Source organism: Gordonia sp. JH63 (genome assembly GCF_009856645.1).
GTDB lineage: Bacteria > Actinomycetota > Actinomycetes > Mycobacteriales > Mycobacteriaceae > Gordonia > Gordonia hongkongensis.
In genome coordinates this window covers 3,965,871-3,988,390 of the sequence record NZ_CP047235.1, presented here as the reverse complement: position 1 = coordinate 3,988,390, position 22,520 = coordinate 3,965,871, and the positions used below count along the sequence as shown (strand labels likewise).

The following is a 22,520-nucleotide window of genomic DNA, read 5'->3' as shown; positions in this document are numbered from 1 at the left end:
GCAGGTCCCGCGGGAACGAAGCAGTGCAGTCGACCAAAGGAATGACTCAGACGTGACCGATGTCGATTCAACGGCCTCCAACATCTCTCTCACCTGGGGCTCGCGGCCTTCGACACTGCACCTGATCGCCTTCTCGGCCGGCGTCGCACCCTCCGAGACCGCCTACGAGGCGGCGTCCGGTCCGGTCACCTTCGGTGAGCTGTACGCACGGGTCTCGGCAACGGCCCAGATCTTCATCGCGCAGGGGCTCGACACCGAGGCAGCCGTCGGCGCCGGGGTCACCCAGACCGAGGCCGCCGCCGGTCGCGCGCCCGCGGAGATCGCCGACGCCACCCGGCGCGCGATCGGGCTGATCCGAGAGCGGGCCCTGGAGCTGATCGGCAGCACCGACCTCGGCTCACTGCCCGGTCTCGTCCGTTCCGCGGTGGCCCGCCACGCCGACCGGCCCGCGGTCAGCGACGCGACCGGAACCGTACTGTCGTATCGCGAGCTCGACGAGCGGTCCGAGGTGCTGGCCGGCGCGCTCCGCGCCATCGGCGCAGGTCCGGGTCGCCTCGTAGGTGTCGCGCTCGCGCGCCGTGCCGAGCTGATCGTGGCCCTGCTCGCCGTCCTCAAGACCGGGGCGGCGTACCTGCCTCTCGACCGCTCCCAGCCGGTTGCGCGCGCGCAGTCGATCATCGACGACGCCGCGCCGCTGCTGGTGCTCGCCGACGCGGAACTCGCCGCGGCGTGGGACGTCATCGACGTGCGGTTCGCGGCGCCCGAGGAGTTGGCAGCCGGGGAGTTCCCGGCAGCGGGGGCGGACCCTTCGAGACGCCCCTCCGCAAGCTCCGGGGCTCCTCAGGGAGCAGAGGAGGCACGCCCCTCCGCAAGCTCCGGGGCTCCTCAGGGAGCGGGGGAGGCCCTCGACGAGCGGCTGCCGGCCTACCTGATCTACACCTCGGGTTCGACGGGCCGGCCGAAGGGCGTCGTCGTCTCGCATCACGAGGTCGTCGCGCTGATGAAGGCCGCGGCGGAGGAGTTCTCGTTCGGTCCGGACGACGTGTGGACGCTGTTCCACTCCTACGCGTTCGACTTCTCGGTCTGGGAGATCTGGGGACCGCTGGTCACCGGCGGGCGCGTCGTCGTGGTCGACCAGGACACCACGCGCGATCCGGACGCCTTCGTCGAGCTGCTCGAGTCCGAGCGGGTCACGGTGCTGAGCCAGACGCCGTCGGCCTTCTACCAGCTCATCACCGCCCAGCGGCAGAAGCAGGCCTCGTTTGCGCTGCGCTACATCGTGTTCGGCGGTGAGGCGCTGAGTTTCGAACAGGTCCGGCGGTGGTTCGACGACAACCCGGCCGACGGTGCGCAGCTGGTCAACATGTACGGCATCACCGAGACCACGGTGCACGTCAGCTATCGCGCGCTGGACCGCGACGCGGTGTCGGCGGGTGACGCGTCGTTCATCGGACGGCCGCTGTCGTCGCTGGACATCCACATCCTCGACTCGCGGCTGCGGCCAGTGCCCGAGGGCGTCATCGGTGAGATGTACGTCACCGGAACGCAACTCGCGCAAGGTTATCTCCGCCGGGCCGGCCTCAGTGCCACGCGTTTCGTCGCGAACCCGTTCGCGCTGAACGGTTCCGGTGACCGGATGTACCGGACCGGCGATCTGGCGCGCCGCGTCGGCGACGACATCGAGTATCTCGGGCGCTCGGACGCCCAGGTCCAGCTCCGCGGATTCCGTATCGAGTACGGCGAGATCGAGGCCGCACTCGTCGGTGTCGACGGGATCGCGGCGGGTGCGGCGAACGTCGTGGACCTGCCCGACCGTGGCGAGATTCTCGCCGCCTACGTGGTTCCCGAGGAGGGCGTCGAGGTCGACGAACAACTCGTCCGCCGGCGTGTTGCGACCGCTGTGCCGGAGTACATGGTCCCCGACGTCGTCATGACGGTCGAGCGGCTGCCGCTGACCCAGAACGGCAAACTCGATCGCGGTGCACTGCCGCGGCCGGTGCTGGCATCGACGACCGAATTCGTCTCGCCCGAGAACGACACCGAGACGGCCCTGCGGGACATCTTCGCGGAGGTACTGGGTCTCGAGGACATCAGCGTCGTCGAGTCGGTGTTCGACGTCGGTGGCAACTCGCTGCTGGCCGCCCGCATCGTCGGCCGCGCCGCGGAGACGCTCGGTGTGGACCTCACCGTCCGTGATCTCTTCGACGCCCCGACGGTTCGCGACCTCGCACTGGCCGCGGCGTCGAAGCGCCCGGGGTTGCCCCCGATCGAGCCCGTCGCCGACCGTCCGGACCGCATCCCGCTGTCGCTTGCACAGCAGCGCATGTGGTTCATCAACCGGTTCGACCCGGCCTCGCCCGCCTACAACATCCCGATGGTCCTGCGGCTGTCGGGCGACGTGGACGCCGACGCGCTGCGTGCGGCGTTGCTCGACGTCATGACGCGCCACGAGGTCCTGCGGACCACCTATCCCGAAGCCGACGGCGACGCCTATCAGCTCGTCCACGAGCCGTCGGCAGCGGCTGCGATGCTCGACTGGCGCGAGGTGCCGCAAGCGGCGCTGCCGCAGGTGATGCTCGGCGGGTTCGACCTGGTCGCGGAACTGCCGGTGCGCGTCGGCTTCTCCCGGATCTCAAGCACCGAGGCGGTCCTCGGGATGGTGGTGCACCACATCTCGTGCGACGGCGAATCCCTGGCGCCGCTGGTGACCGACCTGATCACCGCGTACACCGCACGGGTCGCCGGGCGTGCGCCCGCGTTCGAGCCGCTGCCGGTCCAGATGGCCGACGTCGCGCTGTGGCAGCGTCGGGTGTTCGGCGCCGCCACCGACGACTCCTCGCTCATCGGGGCACAGCTCCAGTACTGGGCGCGGCAACTCGACGGCGCGCCCGACGTGCTCGAGCTGCCCACCGACCGCCCACGTCCGGCCGTGGCCTCACAGCGCGGTGCACGCGTCGAATTCAGTGTGCCGCAGGAGGTCTCGGAGCGTGTTGCGCGCCTGGCCCGCGATCGCGGGCTGACCCCGTTCATGGTCGCGCATGCGGCGCTCGCGGTCCTGCTGTCGCGTCTGTCCGCGACCGAGGACATCGCCGTCGGGACGCCGATCGCCGGTCGTGGCCAGTCGATCCTCGACCCGATGGTCGGGATGTTCGTCAACACGTTGGTCCTTCGGACCGGCGTCGACTCCTCGGCCGGCTTCGACCAACTGCTCGACGACGTCCGCCGCACCGATCTCGAGGCCTTCGCGAACGCGGACATCCCCTTCGAGGCGGTCGTCGAACGGGTGAACCCGCTGCGCACCGAGGCCTACGCGCCCCTCGCGCAGGTGTGGCTCGCCTTCGACCAGTCGGCCATCGCCGACCTGGCCTCGCAGACGTTGACGATCGGCGGGGGGACGATCGGCGAGGCCGGCGGCCTGGCCGTGACCCCGGCCGAACCGGACGAACTCTCCGCGCGCGTCGACCTGACCGTCGGCATCGCCGACAACGGCGACAACTGGCAGGGCTCGGTGCTCTATGCGACCGACCTGTACGACGCCGAATCGGTGCGCCTCTTCGCCGATCGGTTCGTGCGCCTCCTCGACGCTTTGACCGCGGACCCGGGTGCGCCTGTCGGCGACGCCGAGCTGATGACCTCGGCCGAGCACGAGGCGATCGAACGATGGGTCGGTGCGGCTGACACCGACGCCGGTCCCGGGCAGGTCGTGACGGTCGCGGATGCGCTGGCGGACTCGTTCGCCCGCAACGCGTCCCGCCCCGCCGTTCGCGCGGGCGGGCGCACCTACGACCATGCCGAGTACGGTGCGCTGGTCCACGCGTTCGCACGACGACTACTCGAGCAGGGTGTCGGGCCGGATGTGGCGGTCGCGGTTGCCGTTCCGCGGTCGGTCGAGATGCTCGTCGCGATCCACGGGATCGTGCTCGCCGGCGGAACCTACGTGCCGATCGACCCGGAGGCGCCGGCCGAGGTCGTCCGCCGGCAGCTGGCGCTGTCCGGTGCGTCGACGGTGGTCGTCGCCGGGGCACGTCCGAGCTGGGCCGAGGCCGCGTCCACCGTTCCGGAAACCTTCGTCACCGTCGATCTCGACGCGCTCGCGACCGCTGCGTCGGCTCCCCTCACCCCCGCGGATCGTCCGGTGGCGCTGCGCGCCGGGCACCCGGTCTACACGCTGTTCACCTCGGGCTCGACCGGACAGCCCAAGGGTGTGACCGTCACCCACCGGGGCCTGCACGACATGCTGTCCTGGTTCGGGGCCTACACCGGTGACCCGGCGGACGAACGGGTGCTGGTGAAGACCCCCTACACCTTCGACGCCTCGGTCTGGGAGCTGTTCTGGCCGTTCGTCGCGGGCGCCACCGCCGTGGTCGCAACACCCGACGGCCACCGTGATCCGGCGCATCTCGCCCGCGTCATCGCCGACGAGCGGGTCACCTCCGTCCAGTTCGTGCCATCGCTGCTCGCGGTGTTCCTCGACGAGAGCTTCGATCCCGCCACCGGTCTGTCCTCGGTGCGTCAGATCTTCACCGGCGGTGAGTCACTCACCCCCGCGGTGACGCAGCAGACGCTTGCGGCCGCCCCGCACGCGGTGGTCGTCAACCAGTACGGGCCGACCGAGATGACGGTGGACGCGACGATCCGGCCCCTGGTCGAACCGGCCGAGGTCGTCACCATCGGCCGCCCGGCACCGGGCGTGACGGCCCGGGTCCTCGACAACCGCCTCCGCCCGGTGCCGCCCGGCGTTCCCGGCGAGCTGTACCTGGGTGGCGCGCAGATGGCCCGCGGGTATGCCGGCGCGCCGGCGCTGACCGCCCAGGCGTTCGTCGCCGACCTGGCCGGCCCAGCGGGCTCGCGGCTGTACCGGACCGGCGACCTCGCACGCTGGCGCGCCGACGGTGAACTCGAGTATCTCGGCCGCGCCGACTTCCAGGTCAAGATCCACGGACAGCGCATCGAACTCGGCGAGACCGAGGCAGTCCTGTCCGCCGCGCCGGGCGTGGTCGCCGCTGCTGCCGCGGTGACCACCACCTCCGCGGGTGATGCGCTCGTCGCCTACCTGACGGGCCATCCGGGCGACACCGTGGACGTCGACACGGTCCGCGCCTTCGCCGCGGAACGGTTGCTCACCCACCTGCGCCCGACACTGTGGGTCGTCCTCGACGAGATGCCCCGTAACGCCTCCGGCAAGGTCGACCGGCGCGCGCTGCCGGCGCCCACCGTGTCCGAGTCCGAGATCGTCGAGCCGACGACGCCGGCCGAGCAGGCCCTGGCCGCTGTCGTCGCCGAGGTCCTCGGGGTCGAGCGGGTCTCGGTCGTCGACTCCTTCTTCGATCTCGGCGGCAACTCCCTGGCCGCGATGCGGGTCGCGGCCCGCGCCGGTGCGGCGCTCGGCGTCGAGGTCAGCGTCCGCGACCTCTTCGACGCACCGAGCGTGCGTGAGCTCGCGCAGCGCGTCGCCGACCGCGTACCCGGCCTCCCGCCGGTCACCGCGGTGCGCCCGCGCCCGGATGAGATCCCGCTGTCCTATGCGCAGCAACGCATCTGGTTCATCAACCAGTTCGACACCAGCTCGGCGGCCTACAACATCCCGATTGCCCTGCGCCTGCGTGGCAAGCTCGACCTCGCCGCGCTGCGTGCCGCGATGGTCGACGTCGTCGAGCGTCAGGAAGTGCTCCGCACGGTGTTCCCGTCGATCGACGGCGCACCGCGACAGGTCATCGGGGACGCGACCGGTGTGGACGCCGAACTCGACTGGGCTGTCGTCGACGAGGAATCCGACCTGTTCGCCGCCGCCGGTGCGGGTTTCGACGTCGCCGTGCAGCGACCGATCCGCATCCGCGTGCATCGCGTCGACGACCTCGAGCACATCGTCCTCATCGTGATCCACCACATCGCCGGCGACGGCGAATCGATGCGCCCGCTCGTCACCGACGTGGTGACCGCGTATGTCGCGCGCTCCCAAGGTCGTTCGCCCGACTTCGCCGAGCTGGAGGTGCAGTTCGCCGACGTCGCGCTCTGGCAACGTCGTGAGCTCGGCTCGATCGACGACCCGGATTCGCGGGTCTCGGCGCAGGTCGACTACTGGCGCACCGCGCTGGCCGGGCTTCCCGAGGTGCTCGAACTCCCCGCCGACCGTCCGCGTCCGAAGGTCGCGTCGATGGCCGGCGCCGAAGTCGGTTTCGAGATCGACTCGGCGACAGCAGATCTCGTCCGAAATCTCGCCACCGAGCGTGGTGTCACCGAGTTCATGGTCATCCATGCGGCACTGGCGGTGCTGCTGTCGCGACTCTCGGCCACCGACGACATCGCCATCGGCACCCCGATCGCCGGACGCGGCGACGCCGCGCTGGATCCGCTGGTCGGCATGTTCGTGAACACGCTCGTGCTGCGGACCGTGGTCGACCCGGCGCAGCGGTTCACCGACCTTCTCGACGCCGTGCGGGTCACCGATCTCGACGCCTTCGCCCACGCCGATGCCCCCTTCGAGGCGGTCGTGGACGCACTCGCGCCGTCACGTTCGGAGGCCTTCGCGCCGCTGACGCAGATCCTGCTGACCGTCGACCCCACTCCCGCGGATCCGTCCACTCTCGTCGCCGACATCGACGAGCTCGCGGTGGAAGTGGTGGAGACCGAGGAGAACTCGGCCAAGGTGGACCTGACGGTCGGACTCCGCGGGGGTCGCGCCGGGTCCTGGATCGGCCGCGTCAACTACGCCACGGACCTGTTCGACGAGGCGACGGTCGCGCGGATGATGGATCGATTCGCGCGGTTGCTGCACGAGCTGGTCACCGACGCGACCGTGCCGGTGGGTGACGCCGACCTGTTCGACACCGACGAGCGCGAGCTGCTGACCCCCGTGGGCCGTCAGCCCGCGACGCCGGCCGTGCCGCTGGCCGAGCTGTTCGCCGCCGCGGTCCGGCGCGGCGGAGCGGACCGGACCGCGGTCGTCGACCCCGAGCGGTCATTGACGTACGCCGAGCTCGATGCCGCGTCGAACCGGCTGGCTCGTCACCTGCTGGATCGGGGCATCGGCCGCGGCACCCTGGTCGCGCTGCTCATCCCGCGGTCGGCGGAACTGATGGTCGCGATCTGGGCGGTGGCCAAGACCGGGGCCGGGTACGTACCGATCGACCCGGATTACCCGGCGGATCGCGTGTCGCACATGATCACCGATTCCGGTGCGCGGCTCGGGCTCACGCTCGGCGACGTGGCCGGGCCCGGGATTCCCGGCAGCGAGTGGCTGGAACTGGACGCGCCGGAGCTCATCGAAGCCGTTGCGGCGGCCAGTGATTCGCCTGTGACCGACGCCGACCGGCCGAGCGCGGTCGGGGCCGACGACACGGCCTACGTGATCTACACGTCCGGATCGACCGGTACGCCCAAGGGCGTCGAGGTCACCGCGGGCGGCCTGCGCAACTTCGGCGTCGAGGCCGCGGAGAAATCCGGAATCACCCCGGACTCACGCGTCCTGGGTTTCGCCTCACCCAGTTTCGACGCCTTCGTACTCGAGTATCTGCTCGCCTTCACCGTGGGTGCCTCCGTCGTGTACCGGCACCGCGACGCGGTGGCCGGTGCACCGCTCGCGGACTTCATGCGCGAGCACCGCGTGACCCATACATTCCTCACCCCGACAGTGCTCGCCTCCCTCGATCCGGCCGACCTCCCGGATCTGCACACCGTCTACGCGGGCGGTGAGGCGGTCCCGGACACCTTGCGTGACCGCTGGGCACCACTGGTGCGCTTCCAGAACCTCTACGGACCCACCGAGACCACGATCGGTGTCGCGATCGGCCCGCCCATGCGGGTCGAGGAACCGGTCCTCGTCGGACCGCCGATCGGCGGCGTCGACCTGCTGGTGCTCGACTCCCGGCTCCGCCCAGTTCCGGTCGGGGTGGCGGGCGAACTGTACGTGAGCGGCCCGGCCCTGGCGCGCGGCTACCTCGCGCGCCGCGGTCTGACCGCGGAGCGCTTCGTCGCCAACCCCTTCGGCGCGCCGGGCGACCGGATCTATCGCACCGGGGACATCGTCCGCTGGGCCCGTGACCGCGACGGGTCGCTCTCGGTGGACTATGTCGGTCGTAGCGACGACCAGATCAAGCTTCGCGGTCTGCGTATCGAACTCGGCGAGATCGAGAGTGCGCTCGGCGATCACCCCGCGGTGGCCTCCGCGGTCGTCGTCGGCGTCGACTCCGACGGCGGGCTCGCCGCGAGTGGACAGTCGGTCGTCGCGGCGCTCGCCGCCTACGTGGTGTTGCGCGACGCAGTCGACATCGCCACGCTGCGTGAACATCTCGCCGACCGGTTGCCGTTGTTCATGGTGCCGGCCGGGATCGTCGTGCTCGACGCACTGCCGCTGACCCCGGTGGGCAAGCTCGATCGTCGGGCTCTCCCCGCGCCGACCATCGAGGTCGACTCCGATCACGTCGACGCCGAGACGCCGGTCGAGCAGCAGCTCGCCACGATCATCGCCGGACTCCTGGGTCTCGAACGCGTCAGCGTCACCGACTCCTTCTTCGCCCTCGGCGGCGATTCCATCATGTCCATTCAGGTCGCTTCGGCCGCGCGGGCCGTCGGGATCGATGTGTCGCCTCGAGACATCTTCGAGCACAAGACCGTTCGGGCGATTGCCCGCGCCGTCGGCGCCCGTGGCGAGCGGGTGCCGGCCCTCGAGGAACCGGCCGGCGGCGGGATCGGCCCGATGGCCGTGCCGCCGGTGGTCTCGTGGATCCTCGATCAGACCGACGTGGTCACCGACTTCGCCGATTTCTCCCAGTCCATGGTGCTGACCGCGCCGGCCGGACTCACCGTCGAGATCGCGCAGGAACTCCTCGCGCAGGTCGTGTCCGTGCATCCGATGCTCAGCGCGGCGGTCGAACCCGGGCAGGCCGATGGCGAATGGCTCATGCGCACCGGCGTCGCGCCACTGCATCCCGGCGCCGTCACCGCCCTCGCGAGTCCGGTACGGACCGCCGACCTCGGCTTCTCGGACACCGTCGTCGCGGCCTTCGAGGACGCCTCGCGGCGTCTCGACCCGACCACCGGGCAGCTCGTCGCGGCCGTTCTGGTCACCGACCCCGACGCCGCCGCACGGCTCGTCGTCGTCATCCACCACCTGGGCGTCGACGCCGTCTCGTGGCGGGTCATCATCGAGGACCTGCTGACCGCGTGGGCGCAACATCAAGGCGGTCAGGCGTATTCGTTGCGACCGGAGGTCACCTCGGCGCGCGCCTTCACCGCCGCGCTCGACGCCCAGCGGGCCGGGCGATCCGACGAGCTGCGCTACTGGCTCGAACGGTCGCCGGAACGGGTCACCGACCTCGGGGCGGAGGTCGACCGCACGCGTGACCGCATGTCGACCACCGAGACCGTGGTGCACACGGTCGGCTCGTCGGTGACCGAGGCGCTGCTGACGTCGGTGCCGACCGCCTTCCGCGGCAACGTCAACGACGCTCTCGTGGCTGCTCTGGCGCGCGCTGTCCGGTCGTGGCAGCAGGCCCGGGGCATCTCCGACGACCGGCCGGTGACCATCCTGCTCGAGGGTCACGGCCGATACGAGGAAACCCTGCTACGCGGAACCGATCCGCGGACCGTGGATCTGTCCCGGACCGTCGGGTGGTTCACGACCATCGCGCCGATGGCCGTCGACGTCCGCGGTGACGCCGTCCACACGGTCAAGCTCGCCAAGGAGGAGCGGGTCGGCCAGCCCGACAACGGGATCGGTTACGGACTCCTCCGCTACGGCGACACCGAGCTGTCCCGGCGACCGTTGCCGAGCATCGGCTTCAACTACCTCGGCAACGTCGCGGGAACCGGGGCCGGCGGCGAGAACGCCTCGGCCGTGGGCGAGGCGGGCATGCCGTTCCTGCCCGACCCCGCCGCACCGCGCCTGCCCGGCACGGTCACCGGCGCCATGGTCGTGCCGAACCTGCTGAGCATCAACGCGGGAATCGCGATCGGCGACAGCGGTCGCGAGTTCGTCGCGGGATTCACGTTCCCGCGCGGCGCGATCGACACCGAGGCGGTCGACGACCTCGCGCGGCGCTGGGACGCCGAGCTCGCGACCATCGTCGACGAGGTCGCCCGCGTCGGCGATCCGGGACTCTCCCCGTCGGATGTCCTCGGTGCGCGCGTCACCCAGGACGATCTCGATCACCTGGCCCGGCGGTATCCGGGCGCCGACGTGTGGCCGCTGTCGCCGCTGCAGCGCGGCCTGCAGTTCCAGGCCGAACTCGCCGCGGCGGGCCGCGAAGCCGGGGCCGTCGACGTCTACACCGCGCAGGCGGTTCTCACGCTCAAGGGCGAGGTCGACGCCACCCGTCTCGCCGAGGCCGTGCGCGAGGTCTTCGCCCGCCATCGGGTACTCCGCTCCAGTTTCGTCCGGGTACCCAGCGGCGAGGTCGTCGCGGTGGTTCCGGAGACGGTCGAGATCCCCTGGCGGACAGTGGACGCCGATAACGGCGACGACGCGATAGACGCGGTCGCGCAGGTCGAACGCGCGACGCCGTTCGACCTCGAGTCCGGCCCGCTCATGCGGTTCGTCCTCGTCCGCAGTGGCACACGCTCGACGTTGGTCGTCACCAGCCACCACATCCTGATCGACGGCTGGTCGAGCCCGCTGATCATGGCCGACCTGTTCGCGCTGTACGCCACCGGTCAGACCTACACCGGCACCGTCGCCGCCGAATCCGGGGCTCGGGGAGACTACTTCGACTACCTGCGGTACATCGCCGCCTCCGACACCGAAGCGGGACTGGCGGCCTGGCGGTCGGTGCTGTCCGCCGTCGACGAGCCGACCCTCGTCGGCTCCGGCCGCGAGGCGACCTCCGATCAGCTTCCGCGCGATCACAGCGTGCTGCTCCCGGCCGAGATCACCTCCGCCGTCGACGACCTCACGCGCGCACGGGGAGTCACCGTCTCGACGGTGATGCAGTTCGCCTGGGCGGTGCTGCTCTCGCGCATCACCGGCCAGCGCACGGTCGTCTTCGGCGAGACCGTCTCCGGACGTCCGGCCGATCTGGACGGCGTCGAGACGATGGTCGGCCTCTTCATCAACACCTTGCCCGCGGTCGCGGACGTCGACCCGGGCGCCCGCGCCACCGACGTCCTCGACGCGCTGCAGGCCTCGAAGGTCGCGGTGCTCGACCACCAGCACCTCGGACTGCCCGAGCTGACCGCACTCGTCGGTCGCGGACAGCTGTTCGACACCCTCGCGGTGCACGAGTCCTATCCGGTCGACGCCCAGTCGCTGAAGCGAGGGGCCGACGCCGGCGGCATCGGGATCGAGGACCTCGACGCCACCGACTCGACCCACTACCCGCTGAATCTGGTGACCGGCGTGGTCGGCGACCAGATCGAGCTGAAACTGAAGTATCTGCCCGCCGCCTTCGACGAGCGACAGGTGGAGGTGTACTCGGATGCGTTGATCCGCATCCTCACGACCCTCGTCGCCGACCCGGCCACCGAGGTCAGGGCCATCTCCCTGCTCGACGACGCCGAGTACCGCAGCGAGCTCACGCCGCCGGTCACCCGGACCCGCAACACCGACGTCTCGCTCGCCGAGTTGTTCGCGCGGGCAGCGCGCACCCACGCCGATCGTCCGGCCGTCACCGACACCACGTCCACACTCGACTACCGCGAGATCGACGAACGTTCCGCCGCGGTCGCCGCGGCCCTGAGTGCGCGAGGAGTCTCCACCGGCGATCTCGTCGCCGTGGCGACCTCCCGCGGCGTCGATCTCGTCTCCTCGATCCTGGGTGTGTTGCGTTCCGGCGCCGGCTATCTGCCGCTGGACACCACCAATCCGGTCGACCGCCTGCGTTTCATCGTCTCCGATGCCGCGCCGAGCGCGGTGATCATCGACGACACGACCGCGGACTTCGAACTGTGGTCCCAATTGGGCACCACGCCGGTGGTGCCGGTCGCGCAGCTGATCGCTGAAGGTGCCGCTGCGACTTCGGAACCGATTACGGTTCATCCCGATTCGCGTGCCTACGTGATCTACACGTCGGGTTCCACGGGCCGGCCCAAGGGTGTCGAGGTCACCCACCGCGACGTGGTGACCCTGATGGACACCGCCGCAGATGATTTCGACATCGACGAGACGGACGTGTGGACGATGTTCCACTCGTACGCGTTCGACTTCTCGGTCTGGGAGCTGTGGGGACCGCTGCTGACCGGTGGCCGCTTGGTCCTGGTCGACCGGGATCTCGCGCGGGCGCCGGAGGAGTTCCTCGATCTGCTCGCCCGCGAACGGGTCACCGTGCTGAGCCAGACGCCGTCGGCGTTCTACCAGCTCGCCGAGACCCGACGACGCCGCGACACCCCGCTGTCATTGCGCTATATCGTGTTCGGCGGCGAGGCGCTCAGCTTCGAGCAGGTGCGGCGCTGGTTCGACGACCATCCGGACGAGACCACGACGCTGGTCAACATGTACGGCATCACCGAGACGACCGTGCACGTCAGTTTCCGGCCGCTCGACCCGCACTCGGTGGCGGCCGACGACGCGAGCTTCATCGGCCGGCCGCTGTCGTCGCTGGCCATCCACGTGCTCGACGACCGGCTGCGGCCGGTCCCCGAGGGTGTCGTGGGCGAGATGTACGTCACCGGTGGGCAACTGGCGCAGGGTTACCTGAAGCGCGCCGGGCTGTCGTCGACGCGTTTCGTCGCGTCACCCTACGGCGAGCCCGGGACCCGCATGTACCGCACCGGCGACCTCGCCCGCCGCGTGGGCGACGACATCGAGTACCTCGGCCGCGGCGACGCACAGGTGCAGTTGCGCGGCTACCGGATCGAGTTCGGTGAGATCGAGGCGGCACTCCTGGCGGTGCCGGGTGTGAGCGCGGCCGCGGCGCGTGTCGTCGACATCCCCGGTCGCGGTGAGCAACTCATCGGTTATCTCGTCCGCGACGCCGACGATGCGGTCGACGCGACCGAGGTCCGGCGCATCGCCGGCCGTGCGGTGCCGTCGTACATGGTCCCGGACCAGATCATCGACGTCGAGACGCTGCCGCTCACCGCGAACGGCAAACTCGACCGCGACGCCCTTCCGGTACCCGACTCGGCCACCGTCGTCGAGGAGATCGTCGCGCCCACCGGCCCGCAGGAGACCGCGGTCGCGCAGGTCTTCGCCGAGGTGCTCGGTGTCGACGAGATCGGGGTCACGACGAGCTTCTTCGACCTCGGCGGCAACTCGCTGTCCGCGACCCGCCTCGCCTCGCGCGTCGCCGACGCACTCGGTACCGAGGTGTCGGTGCGAGACGTCTTCGAGGCACCGTCCGTCCGGGATCTGGTGGACGCCGTGTCCGGCCGCGGAAGCACTCTGCCACCCGTGGTGGCGGTGTCGCCCCGCCCGGAGCGCATCCCGCTGTCGTTCGCTCAGCAGCGCCTGTGGTTCATCAACCGGTTCGAGCCCGCGTCGTCGACCTACAACATCCCGATCGGTCTGCGCTTGCGCGGCGACCTCGACACCGACGCGCTGCGCGCTGCGGTGACCGACCTCGTCGCACGACAAGCGGTGTTGCGCACCACCTTCCCCGAGGTCGACGGCGTTCCCCACCAGCGCATCGACGGCCCGGACCAGGTCGACCGACTGGACTGGGCGGTCGTCGGCTCCCAGGCCGAGATCGAGTCCGCGGTCACCGACGGCTTCGACGTGACCGCCGAGTGGCCCATCCGCGCACGCCTGTGGCCGGTGAGCGCGGGAGAGTTCGTCTTCGTGGTGGTCGTCCACCACATCGCCGCCGACGGCGAGTCGATGAGACCGATGCTCGCCGACCTCATCACCGCCTACGGCGCACGAGCCGCCGGCCGGGACCCGGTCTTCGCGCCGCTCGAGGTCGAGTTCGCCGACTACGCGATCTGGCAGCACGACGTCTTCGGCTCCGCCGGCGACCCGGACTCGCGCATCGCCGCGCAACTGGACCACTGGGTCCAGCGCCTCGCGGGAGCGCCGGACGTGCTCGAACTGCCCACCGACCGGCCGCGTCCGGCGGTGGCGTCGCAGCGCGGCGCCCGGTTCGACTTCGACATCCCGGCCGAGATCGGGACCGCGATCGAACGCGTGGCCGCCGAGCGGGGCGTCACCCCGTTCATGGTCGTCCACGCAGCACTCGCCGTGCTGCTGGCGCGGCTCTCGGCCGGTGATGACATCGTGGTCGGTACCCCGATCGCCGGCCGTGGGCGGGCCGCTCTCGACCCGCTCGTCGGCATGTTCGTCAACACGCTGGTGCTCCGGGTCCCGGTCGACGCGGGCGAGTCCTTCGAGACCCTGCTGGACCGGGTCCGGACCACCGACCTGGATGCCTTCGCGAACGCGGACGTCCCGTTCGAGACGCTGGTGGAGAAACTCAACCCGGTCCGCACGGAGGCGTTCGCCCCGCTCGCCCAGGTGAATCTCACGTTCGACCAGTCGGCCTCCGCCGACTTCGCGATCGACGCCGAACAGAGTGGTTCCATCGGCGATCTGGGTTTCGAGCCCCTTCCGCCGGCCGCGCCGGGTGCGAAGGTCGACCTGAACTTCGCGATCGACCGGGGAGACGACGGGCGCCGGTGGTCCGGATCGGTCATCTACGCCACCGACCTGTTCGACGAGTCCTCGATCGACACCCTGACCCGTCGACTCGTCGCCGTGCTGACCGGAGTCCTGAGCGCGCCGTCGCGTCCTGTCGGTGACGCCGGGCTCGTGCTGCCGGACGAGTCATCGCGTCTCGACGACTTCGCGACCGGCGCCCGGGTCGAGGTGGGATCACCGCACATCGTGGCCGACCTCGTGGCGTTGAACGCCGCCTCGGCTCCCGATGCGCCTGCGGTCATCTTCGACGACCGCGTGGTCGATCAGGCCGAGTTCGCCGCCCGCGTGTCACTCCTGGCGCGCGAACTCATCGACGCGGGTGTGGGTCCGGATGTCGCGGTCGGCGTCTGTCTCGACCGGTCGGTCGAGATCATGGTCGCGGTACACGGAATCGTCGCCGCCGGTGGGCATTACGTTCCCGTCGACCCGGAGAGCCCGGCCGAACGCGGGCAGTACATCCTCGACACCGCGCAGGTGGCGACCGTCGTCGTCGGTCCCGGAGCGATCCCGTCCGTCCTCGACGAGTTCGGTGGCCGGATCGTGCGTGTCGACGCCTCGACTCCGCTCCCGGACGCGCACGTACCTCCGGTGACCGAGGCCGACCGTCTCGGGGTCGTCCATCCGGACAACGCCGTCTACACGATCTTCACCTCCGGATCGACGGGACGCCCGAAGGGTGTCACCGTCACCCACGGTGCGCTGCGCAACACCCTCGCGTGGTTCAGCGAATCGAACGGCGAAGGGCCGCATTGCTTCCTGCTGAAGACGCCGTACACCTTCGACGCCTCGGTCTGGGAGTTCTTCGGGCCGGTGTTCAATGCCTCGCCGGTCGTCGTCGCCGAACCGGGCGGCCACCGCGATCCGCGTCATCTCGCCGGGCTCATCGAGCGCCACGGCGTGACCACGGTGAAGTTCGTCCCCTCGATGCTCGCCGCCTTCCTCGACGGGGCCACCGGTGTCGGCATCGAGCGGCTCGCCAGCCTGCGCCGGATCTTCTCCGGCGGCGAGGCGCTGCTGCCCGGCCTCGCGTCGGGACTGGCGGCCGCACTTCCGAATGCGCTGTTGGTCAACCAGTACGGTCCCACCGAGGCCGTCGTCGACATCACCTACGGTGCCGTTACCGGGCCGCCGCCGCAGAATATCCCGATCGGAACCCCGGTCTGGAACTCGTCGGTGCGCGTGCTCGACGCGCGGCTGCGTCCGGTGCCCGTCGGCGTGGCCGGTGAGCTGTACCTCGGCGGAGCCCAGCTGGCACGCGGGTACGCCTCCAGGCCCGGCCTGACCGCCCAGACCTTCGTCGCCGACCCGTTCGGGCCGGCCGGTGCGCGGTTGTACCGCACCGGTGACCGCGGACGCTGGAATGCCGCCGGTGAACTCGAATACCTGGGTCGCAACGACTTCCAGGTGAAGCTGCGCGGCCAGCGCATCGAACTCGGCGAGATCGAGTCGGTGCTCGGATCGGCCCCCGGTGTCGTGCACACCGCCGTGGTGGTCGCCGCCCCCGCCGGGGGAGGCGAGCGGCTGGTGGCCTACCTGGCCGCCGGGCCGGGCGTCGATCTCGACGCCGACACGGTGAAAGACGTTGCGCGGCGCGGGCTCCCGGAGTTCATGGTCCCGACCACGTGGATGGTCCTGGACCAGATGCCGCTGACCACCTCGGGCAAGGTCGATCGTCGCGCGCTCCCCGCGCCGCAGTTCACCGCGGGTGAGTACGTGGCGCCGGCCTACGGCCAGGAGACCGAGGTCGCCGAGATCTTCGCCGGGTTGCTCGACGTCGATCGTGTCGGTGCGACCGACGACTTCTTCGCCATCGGCGGCACCTCGCTGTCGGCGATGCGCCTCGCCGCGCGGATCTCCGACGCGCTCGGGGTCGAGGTCTCGGTTCGGGACATCTTCGACGCCCCGACCGTGCGTGAGCTGGTGGCGCGTACCCGCGAGCGCGGCCACGCGCTGCCGCCGGTCGTCGCGGCGTCGCCGCGGCCGGGCCGGATCCCGTTGTCCTTTGCGCAGCAACGGATGTGGTTCATCAACCAGTTCGATCCGACGCTGCCGACCTACAACATCCCGACCGTCGTGCGGATGGTCGGCGACCTCGACGTACCGGCACTGCGCGCGGCGATCGCCGACGTGGTGGTCCGCCACGAGGTGTTGCGAACGACGTTCGCGCAGGACGAGAACGGCCCGTTCCAGCGGATCTCGGCCGCGGACGAGGTCGAGTCGCGACTGGACTTCTCCCTCGCCACCACGGCCGAGGACTTCGAGCGCACGGTCACCCGCGGGTTCGACGTGTCGCGGGAGTGGCCGGTACGGGCCTGCCTGTGGCAGGTCGACGCCGAGACCCACGTGCTGGGCGTCGTGGCCCACCACATCGCCTCCGACGGCGAGTCCCGCAAACCTCTGGTCGCCGACATGGTGGCCGCCTACGTCGCCCGGACAGCGGGGGAGACACCGGCTTTCGCTCCGCTGGAGATCCAGTTCGCGGACTACGCGATCTGGCAGCACGAGGTGCTCGGCTCCGCCGACGACCCCGAGTCGGTCCTCGGCCGCCAGCTCGCGCACTGGACCGGGCGCCTGGCCGGACTGCCCGACGTCCTGGAACTGCCGACGGATCACGACCGTCCGGCGGTCGCCTCGACCCGGGGCGCACGGATCGCCTTCGAGATCCCCGCCGAGGTCGCCGATGCGGTCACCACCACCGCACGCGCCCACGGCGTCACGCCCTTCATGGTCGTGCACGCCGCGCTGGCCGTGCTGCTGGCGCGGTTGTCGGCCACCGACGACATCGCGATCGCCACTCCCGTGGCGGGCCGCGGATCGCGCGTGCTCGACCCGGTCGTGGGCATGTTCGTCAACACCCTGGTGCTGCGTTCGGCCATCGTGCCGGACATGACGGTCGACGAGGTGCTCGCACAGGTGCGCGCGACCGATCTCGACGCGTTCACCAACGCCGACCTGCCGTTCGAGACCCTGGTCGAACACCTCGACCCGACCCGTTCGGAGGCCTTCGCGCCGCTCGCGCAGGTCCTCTTCACACTCGATCAGTCCCGCCCCGCCGGGGGCGGTGCGCCCGGTGAGGGCACCGGTGCGCAGTCCGCGGTGTTGCCCGGACTCACGATCTCGCCGGTCGAGCCGCCCGAGGTGTCGGCGCAGCTGGACCTGGCCGTCGCGGTAGCCGCCGACGGGCCGGGCCGGCCGTGGACGGGAACGGTGATCTACGCGCTCGACCTCTTTGAGGCGGACACGGTGACCGAGCTGGCGAACCGCCTGGTCTCGGTGCTGCGGGACATGACCGATTCTTCGCGGGCGTCGCGGGCCGTCGGCGATCTCGCACTCGTCTCGGGTGCCGACCGCGCCCGGGTCGACGACTGGTCGGTCGGTGTGTCCCGGGAGTTCGGCGAACCCGTCATCCCCGCGGCCGTCGCCGCCCGGATCGCCGCCGATCCCACCACCGTCGCGATCGAATTCGAGGGCCGTCGGCTCACCTACGGCGAATTCGGTTCGCGCGTGGCCGATCTCGCGCGCACACTCATCGGGTTCGGTGTCGGGCCCGAGGTGGCCGTCGGCATCTGTATCGACCGGTCGGTCGAGATGGTCGTCGCGGTGCACGCCGTACACGCCGCCGGCGGACAGTATGTGCCGATCGACACCGCCGCCCCCGCCGACCGCGTGCAGTACATGGCCGACACCGCGCACGTGCGGCTCGTGCTCTCCGCGGCGGGTGCCCGCCCGCCGGCCCTCGAGGGTCTCGACGATCAGGTCACCGTCCTGGACGTCGACGCCTCGAAGGCGGTCGGCGACGTCGAGCCGGTCACCGATGCCGAGCGGATCGCCCCGCTGCGCGGAGACCACGCCGCCTACACGCTGTTCACCTCCGGTTCCACCGGTCGTCCGAAGGGTGTGACCGTCTCGCACGCCGCGGTGATGAACCGCCTCTGGTGGGGGCTCGGTGAGTTCCCGTGGACCGTGGGTGACCGGGTCGTGCAGAAGACGCCGTACACCTTCGACGTCTCGGTGCCGGAACTCTTCGGTCCGCTGCTGACCGGGGCGTCGATGGTCGTCGCCCGTCCGGGTGGTCACACCGACCCGGACTATCTCGCCGACCTGATCGTGTCCACCCGCGCCACCTCGGTGCACTTCGTTCCGTCGATGATGTCGATCTTCCTCGACCTCGTCCCGGCCGTGCGCTTCGCCGAGATGACCTCGCTGCGATGGGTTTTCGCGTCCGGCGAGGCCCTGCCGCCGGCAGTGGTCGCAAAGGTCGCCGCCCGGCTTCCCGGCGTCGCCATCGTCAACCTCTTCGGCCCCACCGAGGCGGCGGTCGAGGTGGCCGTGGCCGACGTGTCATCGGCGCCCGCGCTCATCCCGATCGGGACACCCGTGGCGAACACGTCCACCTGGGTTCTCGATGCCCGTCTGCGGCCGGTTCCCGCCGGTGTGCCGGGTGAGCTCTATCTGGGTGGCGTCCAGCTGGCGCGCGGCTACGCCGCACGCCCCGACCTGTCCGCCGAGCGGTTCGTCGCGGATCCCTACGGTGAGCCCGGCTCACGTCTGTACCGCACCGGCGACCTCGTGCGCTGGCGTGCCGACGGCACTCTGGAGTACCTGGGCCGCACCGACTTCCAGGTCAAGCTGCGCGGTCAGCGCATCGAGCTCGGCGAGATCGAGTCGGTGATCGCCACCGTGCCCGGCGTCGTGCACACCGCGGTGACGGTGGCCAAGGCGCCCACCGGCGCCGACCACCTCGTCGGCTACGTCGCACCGGAGGACGTCGACCTCGACGGGATCAAGTCGACGGTGGCCGCCGAACTGCCCGAGTACATGCGGCCCACCATCTGGGTGCGACTGCCGCGTCTCGAGCTGAACACGGCGGGCAAGATCGACCGGAAGGCGCTGCCCGAGCCCGACTTCGGCGTCCACACCGACGTCCACGTGGCCCCCGCCACCGCGACCGAGGAAGTCCTGGCCTCCATCGTCGCCCACCTGATCGGGCTCGACCGGGTGTCGGTCACCGAGTCGTTCTTCGCACTCGGCGGCGACTCGATCATGTCGATCCAGCTCGCGTCCGCGGCCCGCGCCGCCGGACTCGACCTGTCCCCGCGAGAGATCTTCGAACACCGCACGATCCGCGCCATGGCGGCCGCTGCCGACGACGACGCCGCCCGGCTGCCGATGCTCGAGGAGTCCACGCCGGCGGGCGTCGGTCCGCTCGCGGTGTCGCCGGTCGTGCACTGGATGATCGAACACGCGCAGGACCCGTCCGACTTCGCCGACTTCGTCCAGGCCGCGGTTCTGCGGGCGCCGGACGGACTCGACGTCGCCTCGCTGGCCGGTCTGCTCTCGGCCGTCGTGGAGCGCCACCCGATGCTCGGCGCCACCCTGGAACTCGTCGACGGTGAGTGGCGATCGTCGGCCGGCGGCCGGTTCGACGCCGCGGAAGCGGTCATCGAGGTCACGAGCACCGCCGCAACCGGCACCGACGCGTTCGACACCGACGTCCGCACCGCGTTCCAGACCGTCTCGGCCACTCTGGATCCGGCGTCCGGGCGACTCGTACGTGCCGCGCTGATCCACGATCGCGACGGAGTCGGTCGCGTCCTGCTGGTCATCCACCACCTCGGTGTCGACGCCGTGTCGTGGCCGATCCTCATCGAGGACCTGATCACCGGATGGGCGCAGCGCTCCGACGGCCGCGAGATCGAGCTGCGCGCCGAACAGACCAGCGCGCAGGCGTGGACGAACACGCTCGCCGCGAAGTCCGCGTCCTGGGCCGACCAGGTGGATCACTGGCTGGACCGGTTGCCGTCGCGACCCACCCCGCTGGGCGTCGAGCTCGACCCCGCGCAGGACCGGATGTCCACCGAGCGCCACATCTCGCACGAGATCTCGCCGACGGTCACCCGGTCGGTGCTGACCACGGTGCCGGAAGCCTTCGGCGGCAACGTCAACGACGTGCTGCTCGGCGCCTTCGCCCGCGCGGTCCGATCATGGCAGTCGCGCCGCGAGATCACCGACACCGCGCCGATCACCGTCCTCACCGAGGGACATGGCCGATACGAAGAGGTGCTGGCCACCGGCGAGTCGGCGCGACGGGCGGACCTGTCCCGGACGGTCGGCTGGTTCACCGCCCTCGTCCCGGTGCGCCTCGATCCCGGCGTCGACGTCGTGCACGCGGTGAAGGCGGCGAAGGAGGAGCGACTCGCGCAGCCGGACAACGGCATCGGCTTCGGCTGGCTCCGGTACGGGCAGTCTGCCGAACTGGCCGCACGTCCGCTCCCGAGCATCTCCTTCAACTACTTCGGGGCCGGCGGCGGCGCTGCCGCTCCGGAATCCGAGCCCCTTCCGTTCACGCACGCGCCCGACGCCCCGATCCTCGGATCCTCGGCGTCCGGACGGATGGTCGCGCTGAGCGCTCTGGGGGTCAGCGTGACCACCGCGCACGACGAGAACGGCGATCGCCGGCTCGTCGCCGGCGCGAGCTTCCCGCAGGCGCTGTTCGCGGCCGACGAGGTCGCCGACCTGCTGGACCTGTGGGCAGCGGAACTGTCGGCTCTCACCGATCTGGTGAACTCGGGCTCCCCGGTCGGCCTGTCCCCGGCTGACGTCCGCGGCGCCCATGTGACGCAACGCGACCTCGACGACCTGGCCCGGTTGTATCCGGGCTCGTCGGTGTGGCCGCTGACGCCGTTGCAGCAGGGCCTGTACTTCCAGGCTCAGCTGGCGGCGGCCGGCCAGGACTCCGGAGCGGTCGACGTCTACGTGACCCAGGTCGTCCTGACGCTGGGCGGCCGGGTCGACGGCGAACGCCTGCGCGAATCGGCCGAGCAGCTGTTCGCCCGGCACCGCGTGATGCGGTCGGCCTATCTCCGCACGGGCAGCGGCGCCGTCGTCGCTGTCATTCCGGAACGGGTCGAGATCCCTTGGCGGGTGGTCGATCTCGCCGCCGACGAGCTCGACGGGACGGGGGATTCGGCGGCGGCCGCGATCCAGCGGATCGTCGACGCCGAACGCCTCACCCGCTTCGACCTCGGACGTCCGCCGCTGGTGCGCTTCGTGCTGGTGTGGCACGGCGAGCAGGCACACCTCGTGGTGACCAACCACCACATCCTGATGGACGGCTGGTCGGGCCCGCTGGTCCTGGCCGACCTCCTCGCGCTCTACGCCACCGGCGAGACCTACACCGGTCAGACCGGTGCGTCCGGACTCGACTTCGCCGCTCACGTCCAGCGGCTCGGGGCCTCGGACCGCGAGGCCGGTCTCGCCGCCTGGCGGGAGGTGCTCGCACCCATCGAGGGGCCCACCCTGGTGGCGCCCGGCCTCGAGGCGACCGACGACGAACTCCCGCGCCAGTACCGGGTCATGCTCGACGAGGAGACGACCGCGGGGCTGGAGGAACTGACCCGGACCGAGGGCGTCACCGTCGCCACGGTGATGCAGTTCGCGTGGGCGGTGCTCCTCTCGCGGATCACCGGCAATCGCGTCGTCGTGTTCGGCGAGACCGTCTCCGGACGTCCGGCGGATCTGCCCGGCGTCGAGACGATGGTCGGTCTGTTCATCAACACGCTGCCCGGCGTCGTCGACGTCGACCCGGCGTCGACGATCGTCGAAGTGCTCCGCCGGCTGCAGGCGTCGAAGGTGGCGGTCATGGACCACCAGCATCTGGGTCTGTCGGAGCTCACCGCCCTCACCGGGACGGCCCAGCTGTTCGACACGTTGACCGTCCACGAGTCGTTCCCCATCGACACCGACGCGCTGTCGTCGCAGGAGACCACCGCCGATGGCCTGGTCGTCGCGGATGTCGACTCGCGCAGCACGACCCACTATCCGATCAACCTGATCACCGCGGCTCCGGGCGGGCGCGTCTCGTTGCAGCTGAAGTACCTGCCCGCGGCGTTCTCCGACGACCAGATCCGGGTCTTCGGCGAGGTGCTGGTGCACATCCTGGAGACGGTGTCGC

1 protein-coding gene (only partly in view) is annotated in these 22,520 nt (G+C 70.8%); it reads left to right on the top strand.

Annotated features, from left to right (window positions below; all coding sequences use genetic code 11):
- Positions 1 to 52: 52 nt before the first annotated feature.
- Positions 53 to 22,520, top strand: the 5' portion of a protein-coding gene (locus GR168_RS17670) for a non-ribosomal peptide synthase/polyketide synthase (protein ID WP_238994929.1). 17,891 nt of this gene lie beyond the right edge of the window; only the first 22,468 of its 40,359 coding nucleotides appear in the window; the start codon lies at positions 53 to 55; its stop codon lies beyond the right edge, outside the window.